This window comes from Bacillus sp. GZB (assembly GCF_001975995.1).
Taxonomy (GTDB): domain Bacteria; phylum Bacillota; class Bacilli; order Bacillales; family Bacillaceae; genus Bacillus; species Bacillus velezensis.
This window is the reverse complement of record NZ_MTQG01000018.1, coordinates 115,634-132,306: the sequence shown is the minus strand read 5'-3', so window position 1 is coordinate 132,306 and position 16,673 is coordinate 115,634. Positions and strand designations below refer to the sequence as shown.

Here is a 16,673-nt window from a genome sequence, read left to right as displayed (position 1 = left end):
ATATGGGTCTAAAAAAGGGTTTATAAAATAGGAGGATGGACTGTGAAACAATTCGTTTTTCGTCTGATGATCCTTTTGATTTCGATCGTTCTGACGGCGGGGTGCGCGGAGGCCGGCACTGAAAAACAGGCGGCGGCCGAACCGTCCGGACCGCTTCAGCCCGCAGAGCATTTTATTTATCATAAATTGATGAACGGGCGGGGGATGATCCGGACGAACATATCCGATGAGCCGGAATATTTATCTGAGTCTCTCGGACTATGGATGGCATTTTTGCTGAACAGGAAAGATGAACGGCAGTTTCAAGCGCAATATCAGCTTCTCACCGATTCGTTTCTGACGAAAAACGAGCTCGTGTCGTGGAAGATTGACGGGAATAAAGCGAGCGGCACCAATGCCTTAATTGACGATTTCAGAATCATGAACTGTCTGAATGAGGCCGGAACCCTATGGGGAAACAGTGAATACGGGAAAACAGCGGTGCAGATCGGGAAGGCGCTGGAAAAATACAATACGAATGACGGGTATTTTACGGATTATTATGATGCCGCTTCAAATGCCGCGTCAAAGACCGTGACGTTGTCCTATGTCGACCCCGGCGCCTTACAGATGCTCAGAGAAAAGGGGATTATCGATGAGAAAACGGAAAACCGGAACCTCGATGTTCTCAATCTTGCGCCCCTGAAAAATGGTTTTCTGCCGAAATCGTTCAATACCGAAACTAAGGAATACAAATATGACAGCGAAGTCAATGTCATCGACCAGCTGTATGCCGCCGTGAATCTGAAGCGGGGCGATGGCAAAGCCGCTGTGCTGTCGAAATGGATGATAAAGGAATTTAAGTCGCGCGGACAGCTGTACGGACGATACAGCGCAGACACGAAGGAGCCGGCGGTTCAATACGAATCACCGTCCGTTTACGCCCTGGCCGTTCTTTTTTTAGCAGAACAAAAAGCTGATCCGGCTGTCATCAAGCCGCTTTATGAAAGAATGACTTCATTTGAAACACTGGACACGCTGAAACCTGATTACGGCGGCTATATGAGCGGGGGCGATACACATTCTTTCGATAATCTGCTGCCGCTTCTGGCTGAAAGGAAATTGTTTAATGAAAATATCATTCAATGAATCACAAAAACTGTGCAGCTACACAGCAGTTATGCTGGTGCTGCTGTCTTTTTTTATTTACTATGCGTCTCAGCAATCCGCAGGGCTTCTGATAACCTGCATCACATTGCTTGTCACGGGAGCCGGCATATGGTTCGGGGCAATCTATGCGCTCGTCATCACCTTACTCGTCTTATTTGTTCTCGGCAGCCTGCTCCTGTGGTTTCAGACCGGGAGCTTTATGGCGTCTGCCGGTGCCGAAAGTCTGCAGGTGCTGGTCATTTGGGGGATTGCGCTGCTCGTCTTTTCTTACATAGCGGGAAGGATTCACGAGTTGGCGAAGGGGCTTGAGCGCTCAGTGAAACAGCTGCGTGAAGAGATTACGAGCTTTGTCGCCGTCGACAGGGTGACCGGCTTTGACAACCATCTGCGGATGAAGCTGGAGCTTTCCGAGGAGATCAAGCGGGCGGAACGCTACGGCAATTCCTTCGTCTTTTTGCTGCTGCACATGCATTATTTCAAGGAATTCAAATCCCTCTACGGAGAAAAAGAGACCGACCGCCTGCTGGCATTTATCAGCCGCCAAATCCGGTCAAGCGTTCGGGAAACAGACAAAAAATTCAGGCCGTCCGCCGAACGGTTCGGCATCGTGCTGACCCATACGCCTGAAGAAAACATGCCGGCCGTTCTGGCGAAGCTGAAAAAGGAATTGGATACGTACCGGCTGCAAAACGGTAAATACGTCTCCATCACCTTCCGTGTATGTTACTTGGCGTACCGAAAGGATTTACAAACGGCCGAGCAATTTTTAAATGAACTGGAAAACGAGATGATGATGAATGAACTCTAAATGGATACGTCTCTTACTCTCGGCGCTCTTCATGATTTCGGCGGTTTATGTTCCCCTTACGGCGGAAGCAAAAGACAAAAAGGACGGCATTCTCATTATTTATACAAGCACGGACGGCAAAGAAACCGCTGAGGTCAAAATGCTTGATCTGACCGCGGGCCATTTCTCATCCGCCGTCACCGTGAAAAGCGACGGAGACATCACAGCCGCGGACCTCAAAAAGAATCGGCGGGTCATCTATTACGGCGTCACGAAAAAAAAGCTCAGCACATCATTCGTGTCTCTGATCAGCAGCATGCCGCAGCAGCTTATCAGCATCGGCTATAACGCCGGACAGTTCCGCCAATTTGCGGGTTTGTCCCTGACAGAGAAAGAAACGGTATACCGCATTTACGGCAAAGAAGAAAAAACAGACATGCCGCTTGAAAAAGGGATGTCCGTGCTCGGCGTATCGGGAGTAAAAGGAAAGTCCCTTTATACATACCGGTCCGGTGACGGCAGCACCCGCCCTTTTATGTGGAAAACGGCGCGCTCTGACTATTATTTCGGTGTGACGAGCCTGTTAAATGATTCGTTTCTGACGGCGAAAGCGCTGCGCAACGCATTCGGAGAATCAGCGGGCGGCACCCTCCTTTATTTACGGCTTGAAGACATCAGTCCGATGTCAGATGAAACATTGCTTTACGAAGCGGGCGCTTACCTGCATAAAAGACACATTCCGTTTATTCTGGCGGTCATTCCGGTCTATCTCAATCCGGAAAACGGAGAAAAAGTATACCTGGCGGACAAGCCGAAAATGGTCAGCGTCCTGAAAAAACTTCAGCAAATGGGCGGCAGCATCATTATTCACGGCTACACGCACGCATACCGATACAGCGAAACGGGAGAAGGCTTTGAATTTTGGGATGCCAAAGCGGATCAGCCGATTACGTCAGAAAATGCGGATGATACTCCGGTCAAGCTTGAAAAGGAACAGGATTTTCCGAATGAAAAAGCGTACCGGGCGTATGTGAAGCCTTTCCGTGAAAAAGAAAAAATCTACACGAGAACGAAGCTGGAGCAGGCGATTGACGATCTGACAGAGCTCGGCCTTTACCCGCTGTCATTCGAAGCGCCGCACTATACGATGTCTGAAGAAGGCTACAAAATCGCATCTTCTTATTTCTCCAGCATTTTCGGACAAGTGCAGCTCAGCGGCACGACGTGGAAAACCTCGGGCGCCCCTCCGTTCGTCTCAAAGCCGGCTATGCTTGACGGGATGACGCTGTACCCTGAAACAATCGGTTATGCCGATAACTCAAAGGAAAATCCGCTCGGAGATATGGAGAATCATATTTCGCAGATGATTGATTTCGGCGGCGGAACGGCGGGCGGTTTCTACCATCCGTATCTCGGCATGAAATACCTCCCCGAGCTCGTCAATCAGATGGAGCGGATTCCCGGCGGCGAGTGGCTCGATCTGAAGAAAACGAAGCAAACGGTAACGTCGGACAGCGTCAAGATCAAAACGGACGGAGACGGGACCATTCATGTGGAAAACAAGATTCATCCGATAACGGCCTTTTTCAATCACCATCAGCAGACGCCTCTGGAAAAAGCGCTTTGGATTCTCTCCGGCGTGGTGTTATTGTTTATCATCATGTTCGCCTGCTACGTCCTTTATTTGCGCGCCACATTAAAAAAACGAATTTTTAAGGAGAGAAGGAGCCTTGAGTAACATTCTGTTTTTTATCTCATTAAGTTTAATATGGGTGATGCTTCTCTATCACATGTTTCTGATGCAGGGCGGATTCAGGCATTATATGACCTTCGAACGGAACATTCCGAAATGGCGCGCAAAGATGGGGGAGCTCCCGAAGGTCAGCGTGCTCATTCCCGCGCATAACGAAGAGGTCGTCATCAGGCAGACGCTGAAGGCGATGGTGAATCTGTATTATCCGAAAGACAGGCTTGAGATCATCGTCGTTAATGATAACTCCTCCGACCGGACGGGAGACATCGTCAATGAATTTTCCCGTCAGTATGACTTCATTAAAATGGTCATTACAAAGCCCCCGAACGCCGGAAAAGGAAAATCTTCGGCGCTGAACTCAGGGTTCGCGGAATCGAACGGAGACGTGATCTGCGTGTATGATGCGGACAACACGCCGGAAAAAATGGCGGTGTACTACCTGGTTCTCGGTCTGATGAATGATGAGAAAGCGGGAGCGGTTGTCGGGAAATTCCGTGTCATCAACGCGGCCAAAACGATCCTGACGAAGTTTATCAATATTGAAACCATCTGCTTTCAGTGGATGGCGCAGGGCGGCAGATGGAAATGGTTCAAAATCGCCACCATCCCGGGAACGAACTTCGCGATCAGGCGGAGCATTATCGAACAGCTCGGCGGCTGGGATGATAAGGCGCTGGCGGAGGATACCGAGCTGACCATCCGCGTGTATAATCTCGGCTATCATATCCGCTTTTTCCCGGCGGCTGTGACATGGGAGCAGGAGCCTGAGACATGGAAGGTGTGGTGGCGTCAGCGGACAAGATGGGCGCGCGGCAACCAATACGTTGTTCTCAAGTTTTTATCCCAATTTTTTAAGCTGAAACGCAAGCGGATCATCTTCGATCTGTTTTATTTCTTTTTTACGTATTTTTTGTTTTTCTTCGGTGTGATCATGTCAAACACGATTTTTATCATCAATCTTTTTTACGACCTGCATCTGGCTGTCGGGTTTTTGGCGATGATTTTGTGGATACTGGCCTTTTTCCTGTTTATGACTGAGGTCATGATTACTTTAAGCATTGAAAAAACAGAAATGAACAAACAAAACTTCTTTATCGTATTTCTGATGTACTTTACATACTCCCAGGCTTGGATCGTGCTCGTCATCTGGTCATTATTCACAGAGATCAAGCACCGCTTGTTCAAGCAGGAAGTCAAGTGGTACAAAACGGAGCGATACAATCAAAATAAAAGCGGGTGACCTTTTTGAAAAAAGCGATCATATTGATAACTGGCCTTTTGCTATTGATGTCTAACGGGCAGGCGGCCGCGGCCCGGGAACTGAAAACGGACGGTTCCGCCCTCGGAACAAGCGCCGGCGCAAAAGAGCAGCAGGCGCTGACTGGCGATCTGATGACACTGTACGGGGCGAAAGACAGCGCAGAGCTGACCTATCAGATTCCTGCGGGAGCTTCGAATGCCGATCAGTCGCTTCTGATTGATTACGAGGCGTCAAACTTATTAATTGCCCCGTCTTCTTTAACCATCGCCATTGATGATGAACCCGTCAAATCCATTAAGCTTGACGGCAGTTCCAAGCGGAAAACGGTGAAGCTCAATCTCAGCAAAAGCCAATCCGCCCAAGGCTTTCACAATGTATCATTACGATTTTACGGCGTATTAAAAGAGGGCGTCTGCGTCAGGCAGGATACGTCAGGCAACTGGATAAAAATTTATCCGGACAGCCGCCTTGTGCTTTCAGAAGCAAGCAAGTCAAAGGGAGCGGATCTCGGCCATTTCCCGTATCCGTTTGCCCAATCAGGCAATACGGGTGAAGAAACCGATATTATCCTTCCTGACAAACCGACCTCGGCGGAAGCTGAAGCCGCAGTCAAAACAGAAGCATTTCTGAAAACGGCAGACAGCAGGCTGAAGGTATCCTATGTAAAAGAATCCGACGCCGGCAAAATCAGCAATCCGTCAATTGTCATCGGCGCTGATCAGCATTGGAACGGGAAAATAAAAGAACTTTTCGAACGGGGGAACATCAAAGCGGAAGACAACAAACTTCTTCTCGCTGAACGGGTTCTGACATCAGGGAACAAACGGCAGCCCGTCCTGTTTGTCACGGCGCAATCAGACAAAACGCTGGCGGATAAAATCCGCGTCATCACAGACAGCGCTTATTCAAGCCAGCTGGGCGGAGATACTTTGACAATCGGCCGCCTTCAGCCCGCTGCGGAAAAGACAGGCAATAAACTGACACTAGAGGACTTCGGCGCGGGAAATGTAACGGTCGGATCAAACAAAACGGCGTCAGAGCACTTCTTTTACCCTGCGGCGGCCGCTGTTGATAAAGACGGTAAGGTCAAGCTTTCACTTACATTAAAGACGTCGGAATCGATCCGGACGAAGGCGGATTCAGCAAATGACGCCGAGAGAGCGGAGCTGAACGTCACGGTCAACGGACAGCCGAATGCGGTGCGTCTTGATGATCTCGGCAATAAAGATAAAGACGGCTTTTACCACGTCTCCATCCCGATTGATCCGAAGCTTTTGCGAAGCAGCAGGTACATTGATCTGCAATTTGTCACATCAGGTTTGAAACATAACAATCCGTGTATCGACCGTGACGAAAACAAATGGGTCTATATTGATAAAAGCAGCACGCTGACGTATCCGGTAAGCGATACGGCGCAGAAAGCTGATTTCGGGCAATGGCCGCTCCCGTTTGCGGGCGGCGGGAAAGAGAAAACAGTGATCGTCATCCCGGATGGCGTAAACATACAGACACTGAAAGAACTTTCTCTGGTGGCGGATTCATTCGGAAACGGCTTTACCGTAAAGACTGCATCAGACATGAAGGAAACGGATGCCAAAGGCCGGAATGTTGTGTTTATCGGAGGCCTGCCGCAAATTCCGCTTTTGAAATCAAACGCCTCTAAGCTTCTCGTGCCGTCAGACCGCAGCGGCGCGTACGATGTTTCTTCGTTTCAGATGCTTAATGAGACGACGAAACAAGTCGCGTTTACCCAGGAATCACCTTGGGACTCCGGCCGGAGCATCGCTGTTTTTGCTCCGTTATCAGGAAGCGGCGCGTCTGTCACAAAAGAGCTGATCAGCTTTTTAGACAGCACAAGCGATGCCGCAACCGTCATTAACGAAACGGCCGGCCGGCAGCTGTTTTCGAACCATCAGCAAATCAAGTCCGATGACAGCAGTTCGGCGGTTGATACGAAGAGCCGGTCCGCAGCACTGAACGTTACGTATATTGCTGTTTTCGCGGCGCTTATGATCATTGCGGCCGGTCTGATCTGGCTGACGGCAAGAAGGAAAAAAAGGAAAGCGGATCATGAAAAAAGCGAAGAGTAATGATGGAAAAAGAGGCCGTTAACAGGCCTCTTTTTTTTGTATTTTTATTTCCATTTTTGGCGGTGATTTTTTTATTTTTGAAACAGCATAAAAGCCCCTTTACAACTGAACGGGACGGGAGTATGATCTCTTTTATAATCTATATCGCTTAATCTGTAATCAGAGCGGGGGAACCAATTTGCGGCGCGTGATGCCGCTTGGGGTGAATCCTTTTTCAGGTAGGGCCAACTCTCATCAGCCCGAATCCGACAGCTAACCTCGTAAGCGTTCATGAGAGGAGATGAATGAAACCTGTGCACGATTATGGCGCAGGGGCATCCGTTTGCCTCTGTGTCTTTTTGCTGTGCTGAAATATGGCATGCAATCAGCATTCGGAGACATCATAGCAGTAAGGGTTTGTAAATCAAACGGAAAATGAAAAAAAGGGGAAGACAACAAATGTACCATTCAATCAAAAGATTTTTGATTGGGAAACCGCTGAAATCACAGGCTGCCGGAGAGCAGAAACTCACGAAACTCAAGGCGCTCGCCATGCTTTCTTCAGACGCGCTGTCATCAGTTGCTTACGGAACGGAACAGATTCTGATCATTTTGGCTGCGGTAAGCGCGGCCGCGTTTTGGTATTCCATTCCGATCGCAGCGGGTGTTCTCATTTTGCTGCTTGCTTTGATTCTGTCCTACAGACAGATTATTTACGCTTATCCGCAAGGCGGGGGCGCTTATATGGTGTCAAAAGAAAACCTTGGTGAGAAGCCGGGCCTGATTGCGGGCGGCTCATTGCTTGTTGATTATATTCTGACGGTGGCGGTAAGCATTTCTGCCGGAACTGACGCGATTACATCGGCATTTCCGGCTTTGCACCCGCATCATTTGCTCATTGCTGTTTTGCTTGTGATTCTGATTATGATTTTAAATTTGAGAGGACTGTCAGAGTCGGCGTCCATTTTGGCGTATCCCGTCTATCTGTTTGTGGCGGCGCTTGTCCTTTTGATCGTCGTCGGGCTGTTTAAACTCATGACGGGCCAGGTTCATCCGGCCGAACACACGCCGATCGGCACACCTGTGGCGGGCATCACGCTGTTTTTGCTGCTGAAGGCCTTTTCTTCAGGGTGTTCGGCGCTGACCGGTGTTGAAGCCATTTCAAACGCGATCCCGGCCTTTAAAAATCCTCCGGCAAAAAACGCGGCCCGCACTTTGGCCATGATGGGGATTCTGCTGGCGATCTTATTTACGGGGATTACGGTGCTGGCGTACGGCTACGGCACGGGTCCGAAGCCTAACGAGACCGTTATTTCACAAATCGCCGCGGAAACCTTCGGACGGCATACGGTGTATTATTTCATTCAAGGCGTTACATCATTGATTCTCGTGCTTGCGGCGAATACGGGCTTTTCCGCATTTCCGCAGCTGGCGTTTAATTTAGCGCGCGATCAGTATATGCCGAGAATGTTTACGGTCCGCGGCGACCGGTTAGGCTTTTCAAACGGCATCATCTTTCTCGGTATCGCGTCCATCCTGCTCATTCTTTTATTCGGCGGCCGCACGGAACATTTAATTCCGCTTTATGCCGTCGGCGTGTTCATTCCGTTTACGCTGTCGCAGACGGGAATGTGCATCAAGTGGATCAGGCAGAAGCCGAAGGGCTGGGCGGTAAAAATGCTGATTAACTCATGCGGCGCCGCCATTTCATTTATGGTGCTGTGCATTTTATTCGCGACGAAGTTCAATCTTGTCTGGCCGGTGCTGTTATTCATGCCTGCTGTCGTCATGCTGTTTTTCGTCATTAAAAATCACTACACCGCGGTCGGCGAACAGCTGCGGGTCGTTGATCAGCAGCCTGAGGAAATCAGGGGAACCGTCGTCATCGTGCCTGTCGCCGGTGTCACCACCGTCGTCCAAAAATCGATTCAGTATGCGAAATCATTATCAGATCAGGTCATTGCGGTTCATGTTTCCTTTGACAGAGAAAACGAAAAAAAGGTAGAAAAGCGCTGGGAAGAACTTCATAACGGCGTCCGCCTCGTCACCCTGCATTCCTCATACCGCAGTCTGGTTCATCCGTTTGATAAGTTTTTAGAAACGGTCGAACAGAAAGCGAAAAAAGAACAGTTCTCCGTGATGGTGCTGTTTCCGCAATTCATCACGAAAAAACGCTGGCAGACCATCCTTCACAACCAATCAGCCTTCTTGCTCCGCGTCCGGCTGTTTTGGAAGAAGGACATAATCGTCGCCACCCTGCCGTATCATTTTAAAAAGTAACGGCAAAGACCGCAGGCTAAAATGCCGCGGTCTTTTTTGTAAAGGAGGACGACATGGCACAAGGCGCTTTTGTCATCATACAAAATGACGGGCGGGACATATTGCTCGTAAAACGAAAAGACGTTCCACTATGGGATTTGCCCGGGGGCAGGATTGAAGAAGGTGAAACACCTGAAGCCGCAGCCGTCAGAGAGGCCTTCGAAGAAACCGGGTATAACGTGACCATCCTGCAAAAATCCGGTGAGTATGAAAGGCCGGCATTTGAAGATACACAGCACGTTTTCATCGGAGCCATTACCGGAGGAACACCGCTGATGAACGGATCGGAAACCGCCGCTTTACGCTGGTTTTCCCCAAACCGGCTGCCGCTGTTCATGGTGCCGAACAGAAAACGGCAAATAAAAGACGGACTCAATGGGGCGGCAAATCAAAAGGCAGTCCTTAAAGACCGAAATCTGTTATCCATCCTTGATCTGCTAAGAAAAAAGCTGAGAATATAGCTCGTGTTTCAACCTGTATGAAAAAGGGGATGAATACAGGTAAAAGGAGGATGCAGTATGCCAAGTAAAACAGCAGGACACGTAATGACGGAGCTGCTTGAACAATGGGGAGTCGGTCATATATACGGCATTCCCGGAGACAGCATTAATGAATTTATCGAAGAACTGAGACATGAACGGAATAACCTGACATTCATCCAAACCCGGCACGAAGAAGTCGCAGCCCTGGCAGCCGCGGCTGAGGCAAAACTGACCGGCCAGATCGGTGTCTGCCTTTCAATCGCAGGACCGGGGGCCGTTCATCTGCTGAACGGTTTATACGACGCCAAAGCGGACGGCGTTCCGGTGCTGGCGATTGCGGGACAGGTGGCTTCCGATGAAATCGGCCGTGACAGCTTTCAGGAAATCAAATTAGAACAAATGTTTGAGGACGTGGCGGTATTCAACCAGCAAGTACATACGGCAGAAGCGCTGCCCGATCTTCTGAATCAGGCGATCCGCACGGCTTACAGCAAAAAAGGCGTTGCCGTTTTAACTGTTTCTGATGATTTATTCGCGCAAAAAATCAAACGGGAGCCGGTTTACACATCGCCGATATACCTCAAAGCTGATATAGAGCCGAAAAAAGAACATCTCGTGACATGCGCGCAATATATTAACAACGCAAAAAAACCGGTCATTCTCGCCGGCCAAGGGTTAAAATCAGCAAAAGAGGAGCTGCTCGCATTCGCCGATAAAGCGGCCGCTCCGATTGTCATTACCCTTCCGGCAAAAGGCGTCGTGCCTGACAGCCATCCCCACTTTCTCGGGAATCTCGGGCAAATCGGCACAAAGCCCGCCTACGAAGCAATGGAGGAATGCGATCTGCTGATCATGCTCGGCACATCGTTCCCATACAGGGATTATCTCCCGGATGATACGCCCGCCATTCAGCTTGATTCGGATCCGGCGAAAATCGGCAAGCGCTATCCCGTCAATGCGGGAATCGTCAGTGATGCGGCTCTGGGGCTGAAAGAGCTGACGGAATACATTGAATATAAAGAAGACAGAAGATTTTTGGACGCCTGCACCGAGCACATGAAGCATTGGTGGAAGGAAATCGAAAAGGATGAAACCGAAGCGACTCATCCGCTCAAGCCGCAGCAGGTCATTGCCCGGCTTCAGGATGCGGCCGCAGAAGACGCCGTCCTGTCAGTGGATGTCGGAACGGTTACGGTGTGGATGGCCCGCCATTTTAAAATGAAGAAGCAGGACTTTATCGTCTCAAGCTGGCTCGCCACGATGGGATGCGGGCTTCCGGGAGCGATTGCCGCAAGCCTTGCCGAACCTGAGCGGCAGTCCATCGCCATTTGCGGAGACGGCGGATTTTCAATGGTGATGCAGGATCTGCCGACAGCTGTTAAATATAAACTGCCGATTACGGTTCTCATATTAAACAACGAAAATTTAGGCATGATTGAATATGAACAGCGGGTCAAAGGCAACATTGACTACGTCACCCAGCTGCAAAATATGGATTACGCCGCTTTTGCAGAAAGCTGCGGGGCAAAAGGGATCAAAGTGACGAAACACGAGGAATTGGCTCCCGCTTTTCATGAAGCGCTCAACTCAAATGAGCCGGTCGTCATCGACGCCGTCATCGGCGACGAGCCGCCGCTTCCGGGAAAAATCACTTACGGTCAAGCGAAGGGCTTCAGCAAATACATGCTGAAAAACTTCTTTGAAAACCAAAAAATCGAAATGCCGTCACTCAAGAAAAGCTTAAAACGGCTGTTTTAAAAAATAAAAATAAACAGGCAGCATGCCTGTTTATTTTTTAGTTATTTACCCAGATAAGCCATAGTAAAAGCCCGGCTTTTTATTTTAGTTTTTACTTCAATAAGGTCATCCCGGGTTATATGGAATAGGTCAGCCAATTTCCAAGGGAGCCACCCATCTTTTCATAGAATTTTTGTGCATGGTAATTATCAGATGCAATTATCCACGACATATGCGCATACCCGTTTTCTTTTGTAAATGTTTCGCATCTTTTAAACAGTTCTTTGGCTGCTCCTGTACCTCTTGCTTTTTCTATCACGAATAAATCATTCATTACTGTTATTTTATCTGCTTTTGTCGTACTAAAACTAAAATATAATGTTGCAAAGCCAATAAGTTCCCCATCTTGTTCAGCAACGAATTGAATACCCCTGTTCTTCTCAAATAACATTTCAATCAAATGATGTGTCTTTTCAATCGGTGGCTTAGGTCTTTTATAAAAATCCACGATATATAAATACATTAAATCGGTCAATTGTTTTACATCATAGGGTTCCGCGCTTCTGATTATCATATGTTTCCCTCCTCACTCTATTTTAATTTTTGTTATACAAAACTTACACAGATATTCCAAATAATGAAATATTTTAAATTGGTTTTGAATCGGTTTGTTGTTTAAGAAATAATAAGAAGGCGGAACCATTCTCATGAAGCGCTTTACTCAAACGAGCCGGTCGTTATTGACGCCGTTATCGGCGATGAGCCGCCGCTTCTGGGAAAAATCACTTACGGCCAAGCGAAGGGCTTCAGCAAATACATGCTGAAAAACTTCTTTGAAAACCAAAAAATCGAAATGCCGTCACTCAAGAAAAGCTTAAAACGGCTGTTTTAACAAGCCGGCGGTTATAAAAAAATAAACAGGCAGCAATGCCTGTTTATTTTTTTGTTTGTTGAGCGACTTGGCTTGCATATAGCCGTCCTAAACGAAAACGGAGATTGTGAAAAGCCACGGCTGGCGGGCGATGGCTGATCAAGAAACTTATGAAGGACCAGTGCTCAGTGCAATTCATCTCAAGAACAGCCAGAGAGCGGTCACAACAGCGATCATAAAGTAATCTCCATCATTCAGTGTAGTTCCATTTTTGACAAACACACGTGCCGTCCGGTTTGTCTTTGTCCCTTTCGGGGTTTTAAGCGCGATGTTCTTCCCTATATTGTAATAAACAATTTTAAACAAATAATATGCCAGCGAACAGAGTAAAAAGAGCAACATGAACTTGCCAATAAACAATATCATGTTTTATTACTCCCTTTTGCAGTTTTTTCGTTTGAATATATGACGGAAAAGTCAGGATGTTATATAAAAGGAGAAGTGTTATACAGAGGCTGGTGTTAAAGATTAATGAATGGTTCGCCGCAACATCCCCAGATCCGGAATCATTTCAAAACGAAAGAGAAGCCCGAGGATTATTAAAAAACAGTCCCTAATTTGTCCGCTTTTTTTTGAAAATTTGATCTAAGATGAACATAAAGAGGGTGAATAAGAAGGACACCGTAATCATATCTATCAGAGATATATTAGAGGTTCTTTTTATTAACAGCAGCCATACCACCTGCAAAACTAAAGAAATAGAAAAATAGGATATATATGTCATGATCCTCATATTTGTTACCCCCTTAGTCTAATTTCTCTTTTGTGATCTTATCCAAATTAGTGAAAAGGATATCCAATCCCGAAAATAAGAAAGTGATGAACAACGAAAGAAGAATTTCTCCACCTTGAAATATAGATATGTTCTCAATGATATGTTTGGAAACGTATTGAATTGAGAAGTAAACAGCAGCCCATGCAAAAATGAATTCAAGGATATAGGCTGACCAAGCAGGTAATGTCAAAACATGAGTCATTCCTTTTACAATTGCCGTAAGGATTAGCATATAAACTAAAGCTAAAATACTGACGACGACAGAAAATATGTATAAGTCTGAAAGTGAACCATAGATGATATATTCTCCGAAAAAATGATTTACAGTTACAGCTGCAAAACAAATAATCAGGCTGGGGACAGTCACAGCGAAGAACAGGGAGAATCCAATAAGCCCTATGAATGCTGCATGAGCTAAGCGGTTTGGCGGTGTATCCACGATCTCTTTTTTTAATAGAATCATAAAAATAAGAGATGAAATCACAAGGCAGCATAAGAAAGTGAGCAGAACAGTAAAAAAGACAGTCATGTGACATCTCCAATGAAAAAGTGCTATTAGAGTGAATCTAACAGCACTTTGCATTACTTCATACGTATTTTCCTGACGATCATTTATGAATGATTTTAAAATGCTTTCATTGCTAAAGTTGTCAATTGAGCGAGGTTTTTAGCCTGGCTGTCAGAAAGTCCGGACTTTTTAAGTGAAAGATAAAGATTCTTTTCCACGTCAGCCCAGCTTAAGGCGACATACTCGTTCAGCATTTTCTTTAAAACCGGTTCTATGTGTTCATTGAAAACGGATTCGAGTTCATTTCTTATTTTCTTTCCTGCTAATTTTTCAACAAGATTGAATAATTTTGTTTTATTTTTCAGCACTTCTCTGATTACATCTTTGACTGGTTTTGACACAGATGCATCGCTTTGTGCTTTAAGTCCGTAGGAAAATTGCGTATCAGTCTGATAAAAAAATGATTTGGTCGTTCCAGTGGCATTGGCAGTATTATTATGATTTTCTTTAGCTAAGGATGCGGGGACAAAAGCAGTAGTTACAAGGGCTAAAGATGCGGCAAACAGAATGCCTTTAGCTGCGTGTTTAATGGGAAATCCTCCTTTAGAAATGTAGTGTAGAGAGAAATGAAAGACTATGTATTTAGGCGGGACCGATATGATCCGCTTTGAACATTTTCCCCTCTCAGATACCATTCTATCAATAGGTATTTTTGGGGTAAATAGGATTTTAATACAGTATTTTTCTTATAATTCAAAATCTTCTTTAGCAGGATTCATTTTGGCTGCAGTTTCGATGATGGGACATGGGCTGGAGCCTATATAACACATGTACAGGCTGATTGAGGCGGAATCACTTTATCGGAGCGGTTTTATAATTTAGGGTTAATGAATAAAAATAAACAGGCGGCATGCCTGTTTATTTTCGTTTGCGTGAAAGAGCGAAGAAAAACGGGAAGGCGGAGCCGGCCAATAACGTACCGAATAAAAACATGCCCCCGATGAACACATGATAGTTCACCCCGCCGATCCAAAGCCCCGTGATTAAGGAAACGATGCTTAATGCGATCATCAAAAAGCCGGGAAACAGACGTTTCTTACCCGTTGTCCGATAAGCAATAAGAGAACAGAAGATGCCGATGACAATCGGCACAATCCACAGATAAAAAAGGATAAATACTGACATAAGCAAAACTCCGATTTTTCTTCTATCATACCAAAAACGCCCGGAAAAAGATACGAACGGCACCCGGCGTCAAAAGAAAAACCGGCCGCTATGGCCGGTTTTTTCTAACGGAATGAATCGTAGATCACAAACAGATTAAGCGCGATCACTAAAACCGCAATCAGCCAGGCGAGAGCCGTCACCCATTTTCGGTTCGTCAGGGCGCCCATCAGGCGTTTGTTGCTTGTAAACATAATCAGCGGCACGAGCGCAAAGGAGATGCCGAATGAAAGAACGACCTGGCTCCATACGAGCGCTTCTGTGGCGTTGACCCCCGAGATAATGATGATCATCGGCGGAATGATGGTAATGAAACGCCGCAAATAAAGCGGGATACGGTAACGGATGAAGCCCTGCATGATAATATCACCTGACAATGTGCCGACAGAAGAGCTTGAAAGCCCTGCGGCCAGCAGCCCGATCCCGAAGAGAATGGCTGAAGCCGGTCCGATATAGTGGCCGAATTGCTGATAAGCCACGTCTAAATCTTCTACATACAGCCCGTTCTTGAAGAAAAGCGCGGCAGCGACGATGAGCATGCTTGCGTTAATCGCCCCGGCGATCACCATCGCGATGAGAATGTCAATCGTCTCGAATCTAAAAATCTTTTTCCGCTCACTATCCGTTTTTCCGACGACACGGCGCTGTGTCAGTGCGGAATGTAAGTAAATGGCATGCGGCATCACGGTTGCGCCGAGTATCCCGGTTGCCAAGAGCACACTGTCCATTCCGTCAATTTTCGGGATAAACAGCCCTTCGAGAACGGAAGCGGCGTCAGGTTTGGCAAAGAAGGTTTGCAGAGCGAAGGCGATCACCACGACAAACAGAAGTCCGGCGATGCCCGCTTCCAGCGCCCGGTAACCCCGGCGCTGCAGCTCTAAAATCGCGAATGATCCGATCGCCGCGATAATGGCCGCTTCAACCATCGGTATGCCGAACAGCAGGTTGAGTCCGAGCGCCGCCCCGATAAATTCTGCCAGATCAGTTGCCATAATCACCAGTTCACCCTGTATCCACAGCCCGGCTGATACCCATTTCGGATACCGGTCTCTGGCGATTTCCGGAAGGTTTTTACCCGTGGCAATGCCGAGCTTCGCGGAAAGAACTTGGATTAAAAAAGCCATCAAGTTTGAAAAGAGGATGACCCACAGCAGCATATACCCAAATTTCGAACCAGCTGAGATATTCGTAGCGAAGTTTCCCGGATCAATGTAGGCAATCGCCGCGATAAAGGCTGGGCCTAAGAAAGGCAGAAGCCGCTTGAATCCCTTGCTTTTGCCGTCAAGTGCATCCTGCACGGCTTTTGCTTGCAGTGATTGTGCTGAGATGTCTTTGCTCATTATGTCTCACCTAAATTCCGATAGATTTTTAGCTAAATAACAAAAAGTTTCCTAGGCGCAAATTATTTTATCTACATCATAAATCTGCTATTATGAGATGTCAAGTTCTTTATGTTCAATAAACCGGCACATAGATGCCCTGTTTTATCTATGATATGTATCCCGCCGAAGAAAGGTCCGAAAATGAAAACGGCATCGTTCCGGGAAAGAAGCGATGCCGTTCGCAAAGCGTGTTTCCGCGTCCGATCATGCGCGGATGCGTTGAGCGTTCTTTTAAAAAGATGAAAAGAGGACACTTGCTCATATCACTTCACAACTTTCTGTCCGCCCAACTGATC

At 47.1% G+C, this 16,673-nt stretch carries 14 protein-coding genes, 1 pseudogene and 1 riboswitch; of the genes and pseudogenes, 9 read left to right on the top strand and 6 right to left on the bottom strand.

Annotated features, from left to right (window positions below; all coding sequences use genetic code 11):
• Positions 1 to 42 precede the first annotated feature (42 nt).
• The 8 genes from BXO87_RS16920 (at position 43) to BXO87_RS16885 (ending at position 11,578) form a co-directional block, all read left to right on the top strand.
• Positions 43 to 1,128: a lipoprotein YdaJ gene (locus BXO87_RS16920; RefSeq protein ID WP_076851407.1), complete on the top strand. Its 1,086-nt coding sequence runs from the start codon at positions 43 to 45 to the stop codon at positions 1,126 to 1,128.
• Positions 1,109 to 1,957, top strand: coding sequence for a diguanylate cyclase domain-containing protein (locus BXO87_RS16915; RefSeq protein WP_007410183.1), 849 nt, complete (start codon positions 1,109 to 1,111; stop codon positions 1,955 to 1,957). Before BXO87_RS16920 ends, BXO87_RS16915 begins: the two co-directional genes overlap by 20 nt.
• The gene (locus tag BXO87_RS16910; protein ID WP_076851406.1) at positions 1,947 to 3,674 is read left to right on the top strand and encodes a DUF2334 domain-containing protein; all 1,728 of its coding nucleotides are present in this window, start codon (positions 1,947 to 1,949) and stop codon (positions 3,672 to 3,674) included. The genes BXO87_RS16915 and BXO87_RS16910 overlap by 11 nt, the downstream gene beginning before the upstream one ends.
• Positions 3,667 to 4,929 carry a glycosyltransferase family 2 protein gene (locus BXO87_RS16905; protein WP_017419244.1) on the top strand — a complete coding sequence of 421 codons (1,263 nt, stop codon included), beginning with the start codon at positions 3,667 to 3,669 and terminating at the stop codon, positions 4,927 to 4,929. Before BXO87_RS16910 ends, BXO87_RS16905 begins: the two co-directional genes overlap by 8 nt.
• Positions 4,930 to 4,934: 5 nt before the next feature.
• Positions 4,935 to 7,040 carry a cellulose biosynthesis cyclic di-GMP-binding regulatory protein BcsB gene (locus BXO87_RS16900; protein WP_061047188.1) on the top strand — a complete coding sequence of 702 codons (2,106 nt, stop codon included), beginning with the start codon at positions 4,935 to 4,937 and terminating at the stop codon, positions 7,038 to 7,040.
• Between the two features lie 135 nt (positions 7,041 to 7,175).
• Positions 7,176 to 7,322: riboswitch (cyclic di-AMP (ydaO/yuaA leader) on the top strand.
• 156 nt (positions 7,323 to 7,478) lie between these two features.
• Positions 7,479 to 9,299 carry an APC family permease gene (locus tag BXO87_RS16895; RefSeq protein WP_007410187.1) on the top strand — a complete coding sequence of 607 codons (1,821 nt, stop codon included), beginning with the start codon at positions 7,479 to 7,481 and terminating at the stop codon, positions 9,297 to 9,299.
• Positions 9,300 to 9,352: 53 nt separating this feature from the next.
• Positions 9,353 to 9,799: an NUDIX hydrolase gene (locus BXO87_RS16890; protein WP_038456993.1), complete on the top strand. Its 447-nt coding sequence runs from the start codon at positions 9,353 to 9,355 to the stop codon at positions 9,797 to 9,799.
• A gap of 57 nt (positions 9,800 to 9,856) precedes the next feature.
• A complete protein-coding gene (locus tag BXO87_RS16885) occupies positions 9,857 to 11,578 on the top strand; it encodes a pyruvate oxidase (RefSeq protein ID WP_038456995.1) in 1,722 nt (573 codons plus the stop codon).
• Positions 11,579 to 11,693: 115 nt separating this feature from the next.
• On the opposite strand, the gene BXO87_RS16880 is transcribed toward BXO87_RS16885, so the two are convergent.
• Positions 11,694 to 12,131 carry a GNAT family N-acetyltransferase gene (locus BXO87_RS16880; RefSeq protein WP_038457001.1) on the bottom strand — a complete coding sequence of 146 codons (438 nt, stop codon included), beginning with the start codon at positions 12,129 to 12,131 and terminating at the stop codon, positions 11,694 to 11,696.
• 132 nt (positions 12,132 to 12,263) lie between these two features.
• On the opposite strand from BXO87_RS16880, the pseudogene BXO87_RS20635 reads away from it, so the two are divergent.
• Positions 12,264 to 12,449 (top strand): annotated as a pseudogene (locus BXO87_RS20635) (pyruvate oxidase); the annotation flags it as partial.
• 174 nt (positions 12,450 to 12,623) lie between these two features.
• Here the strand turns inward: BXO87_RS20635 and BXO87_RS21070 are convergent.
• The 5 genes from BXO87_RS21070 to BXO87_RS16850 all read right to left on the bottom strand — a co-directional run bounded on the left by BXO87_RS21070 (position 12,624) and on the right by BXO87_RS16850 (position 16,338).
• Entirely contained in the window at positions 12,624 to 12,854 is a 231-nt protein-coding gene (locus BXO87_RS21070; RefSeq protein WP_038457003.1) for a hypothetical protein, read from the bottom strand.
• Between the two features lie 380 nt (positions 12,855 to 13,234).
• The gene (locus tag BXO87_RS16865; RefSeq protein ID WP_038457005.1) at positions 13,235 to 13,792 is read right to left on the bottom strand and encodes a hypothetical protein; all 558 of its coding nucleotides are present in this window, start codon (positions 13,790 to 13,792) and stop codon (positions 13,235 to 13,237) included.
• Positions 13,793 to 13,887: 95 nt separating this feature from the next.
• A complete protein-coding gene (locus BXO87_RS20895; protein ID WP_172645800.1) occupies positions 13,888 to 14,466 on the bottom strand; it encodes a hypothetical protein in 579 nt (192 codons plus the stop codon).
• A gap of 223 nt (positions 14,467 to 14,689) precedes the next feature.
• Entirely contained in the window at positions 14,690 to 14,956 is a 267-nt protein-coding gene (locus BXO87_RS16855; protein ID WP_038457006.1) for a hypothetical protein, read from the bottom strand.
• A 104-nt stretch (positions 14,957 to 15,060) separates the two neighbouring features.
• A complete protein-coding gene (locus BXO87_RS16850) occupies positions 15,061 to 16,338 on the bottom strand; it encodes an Nramp family divalent metal transporter (protein ID WP_088005335.1) in 1,278 nt (425 codons plus the stop codon).
• Between the last annotated feature and the right edge of the window lie 335 nt (positions 16,339 to 16,673).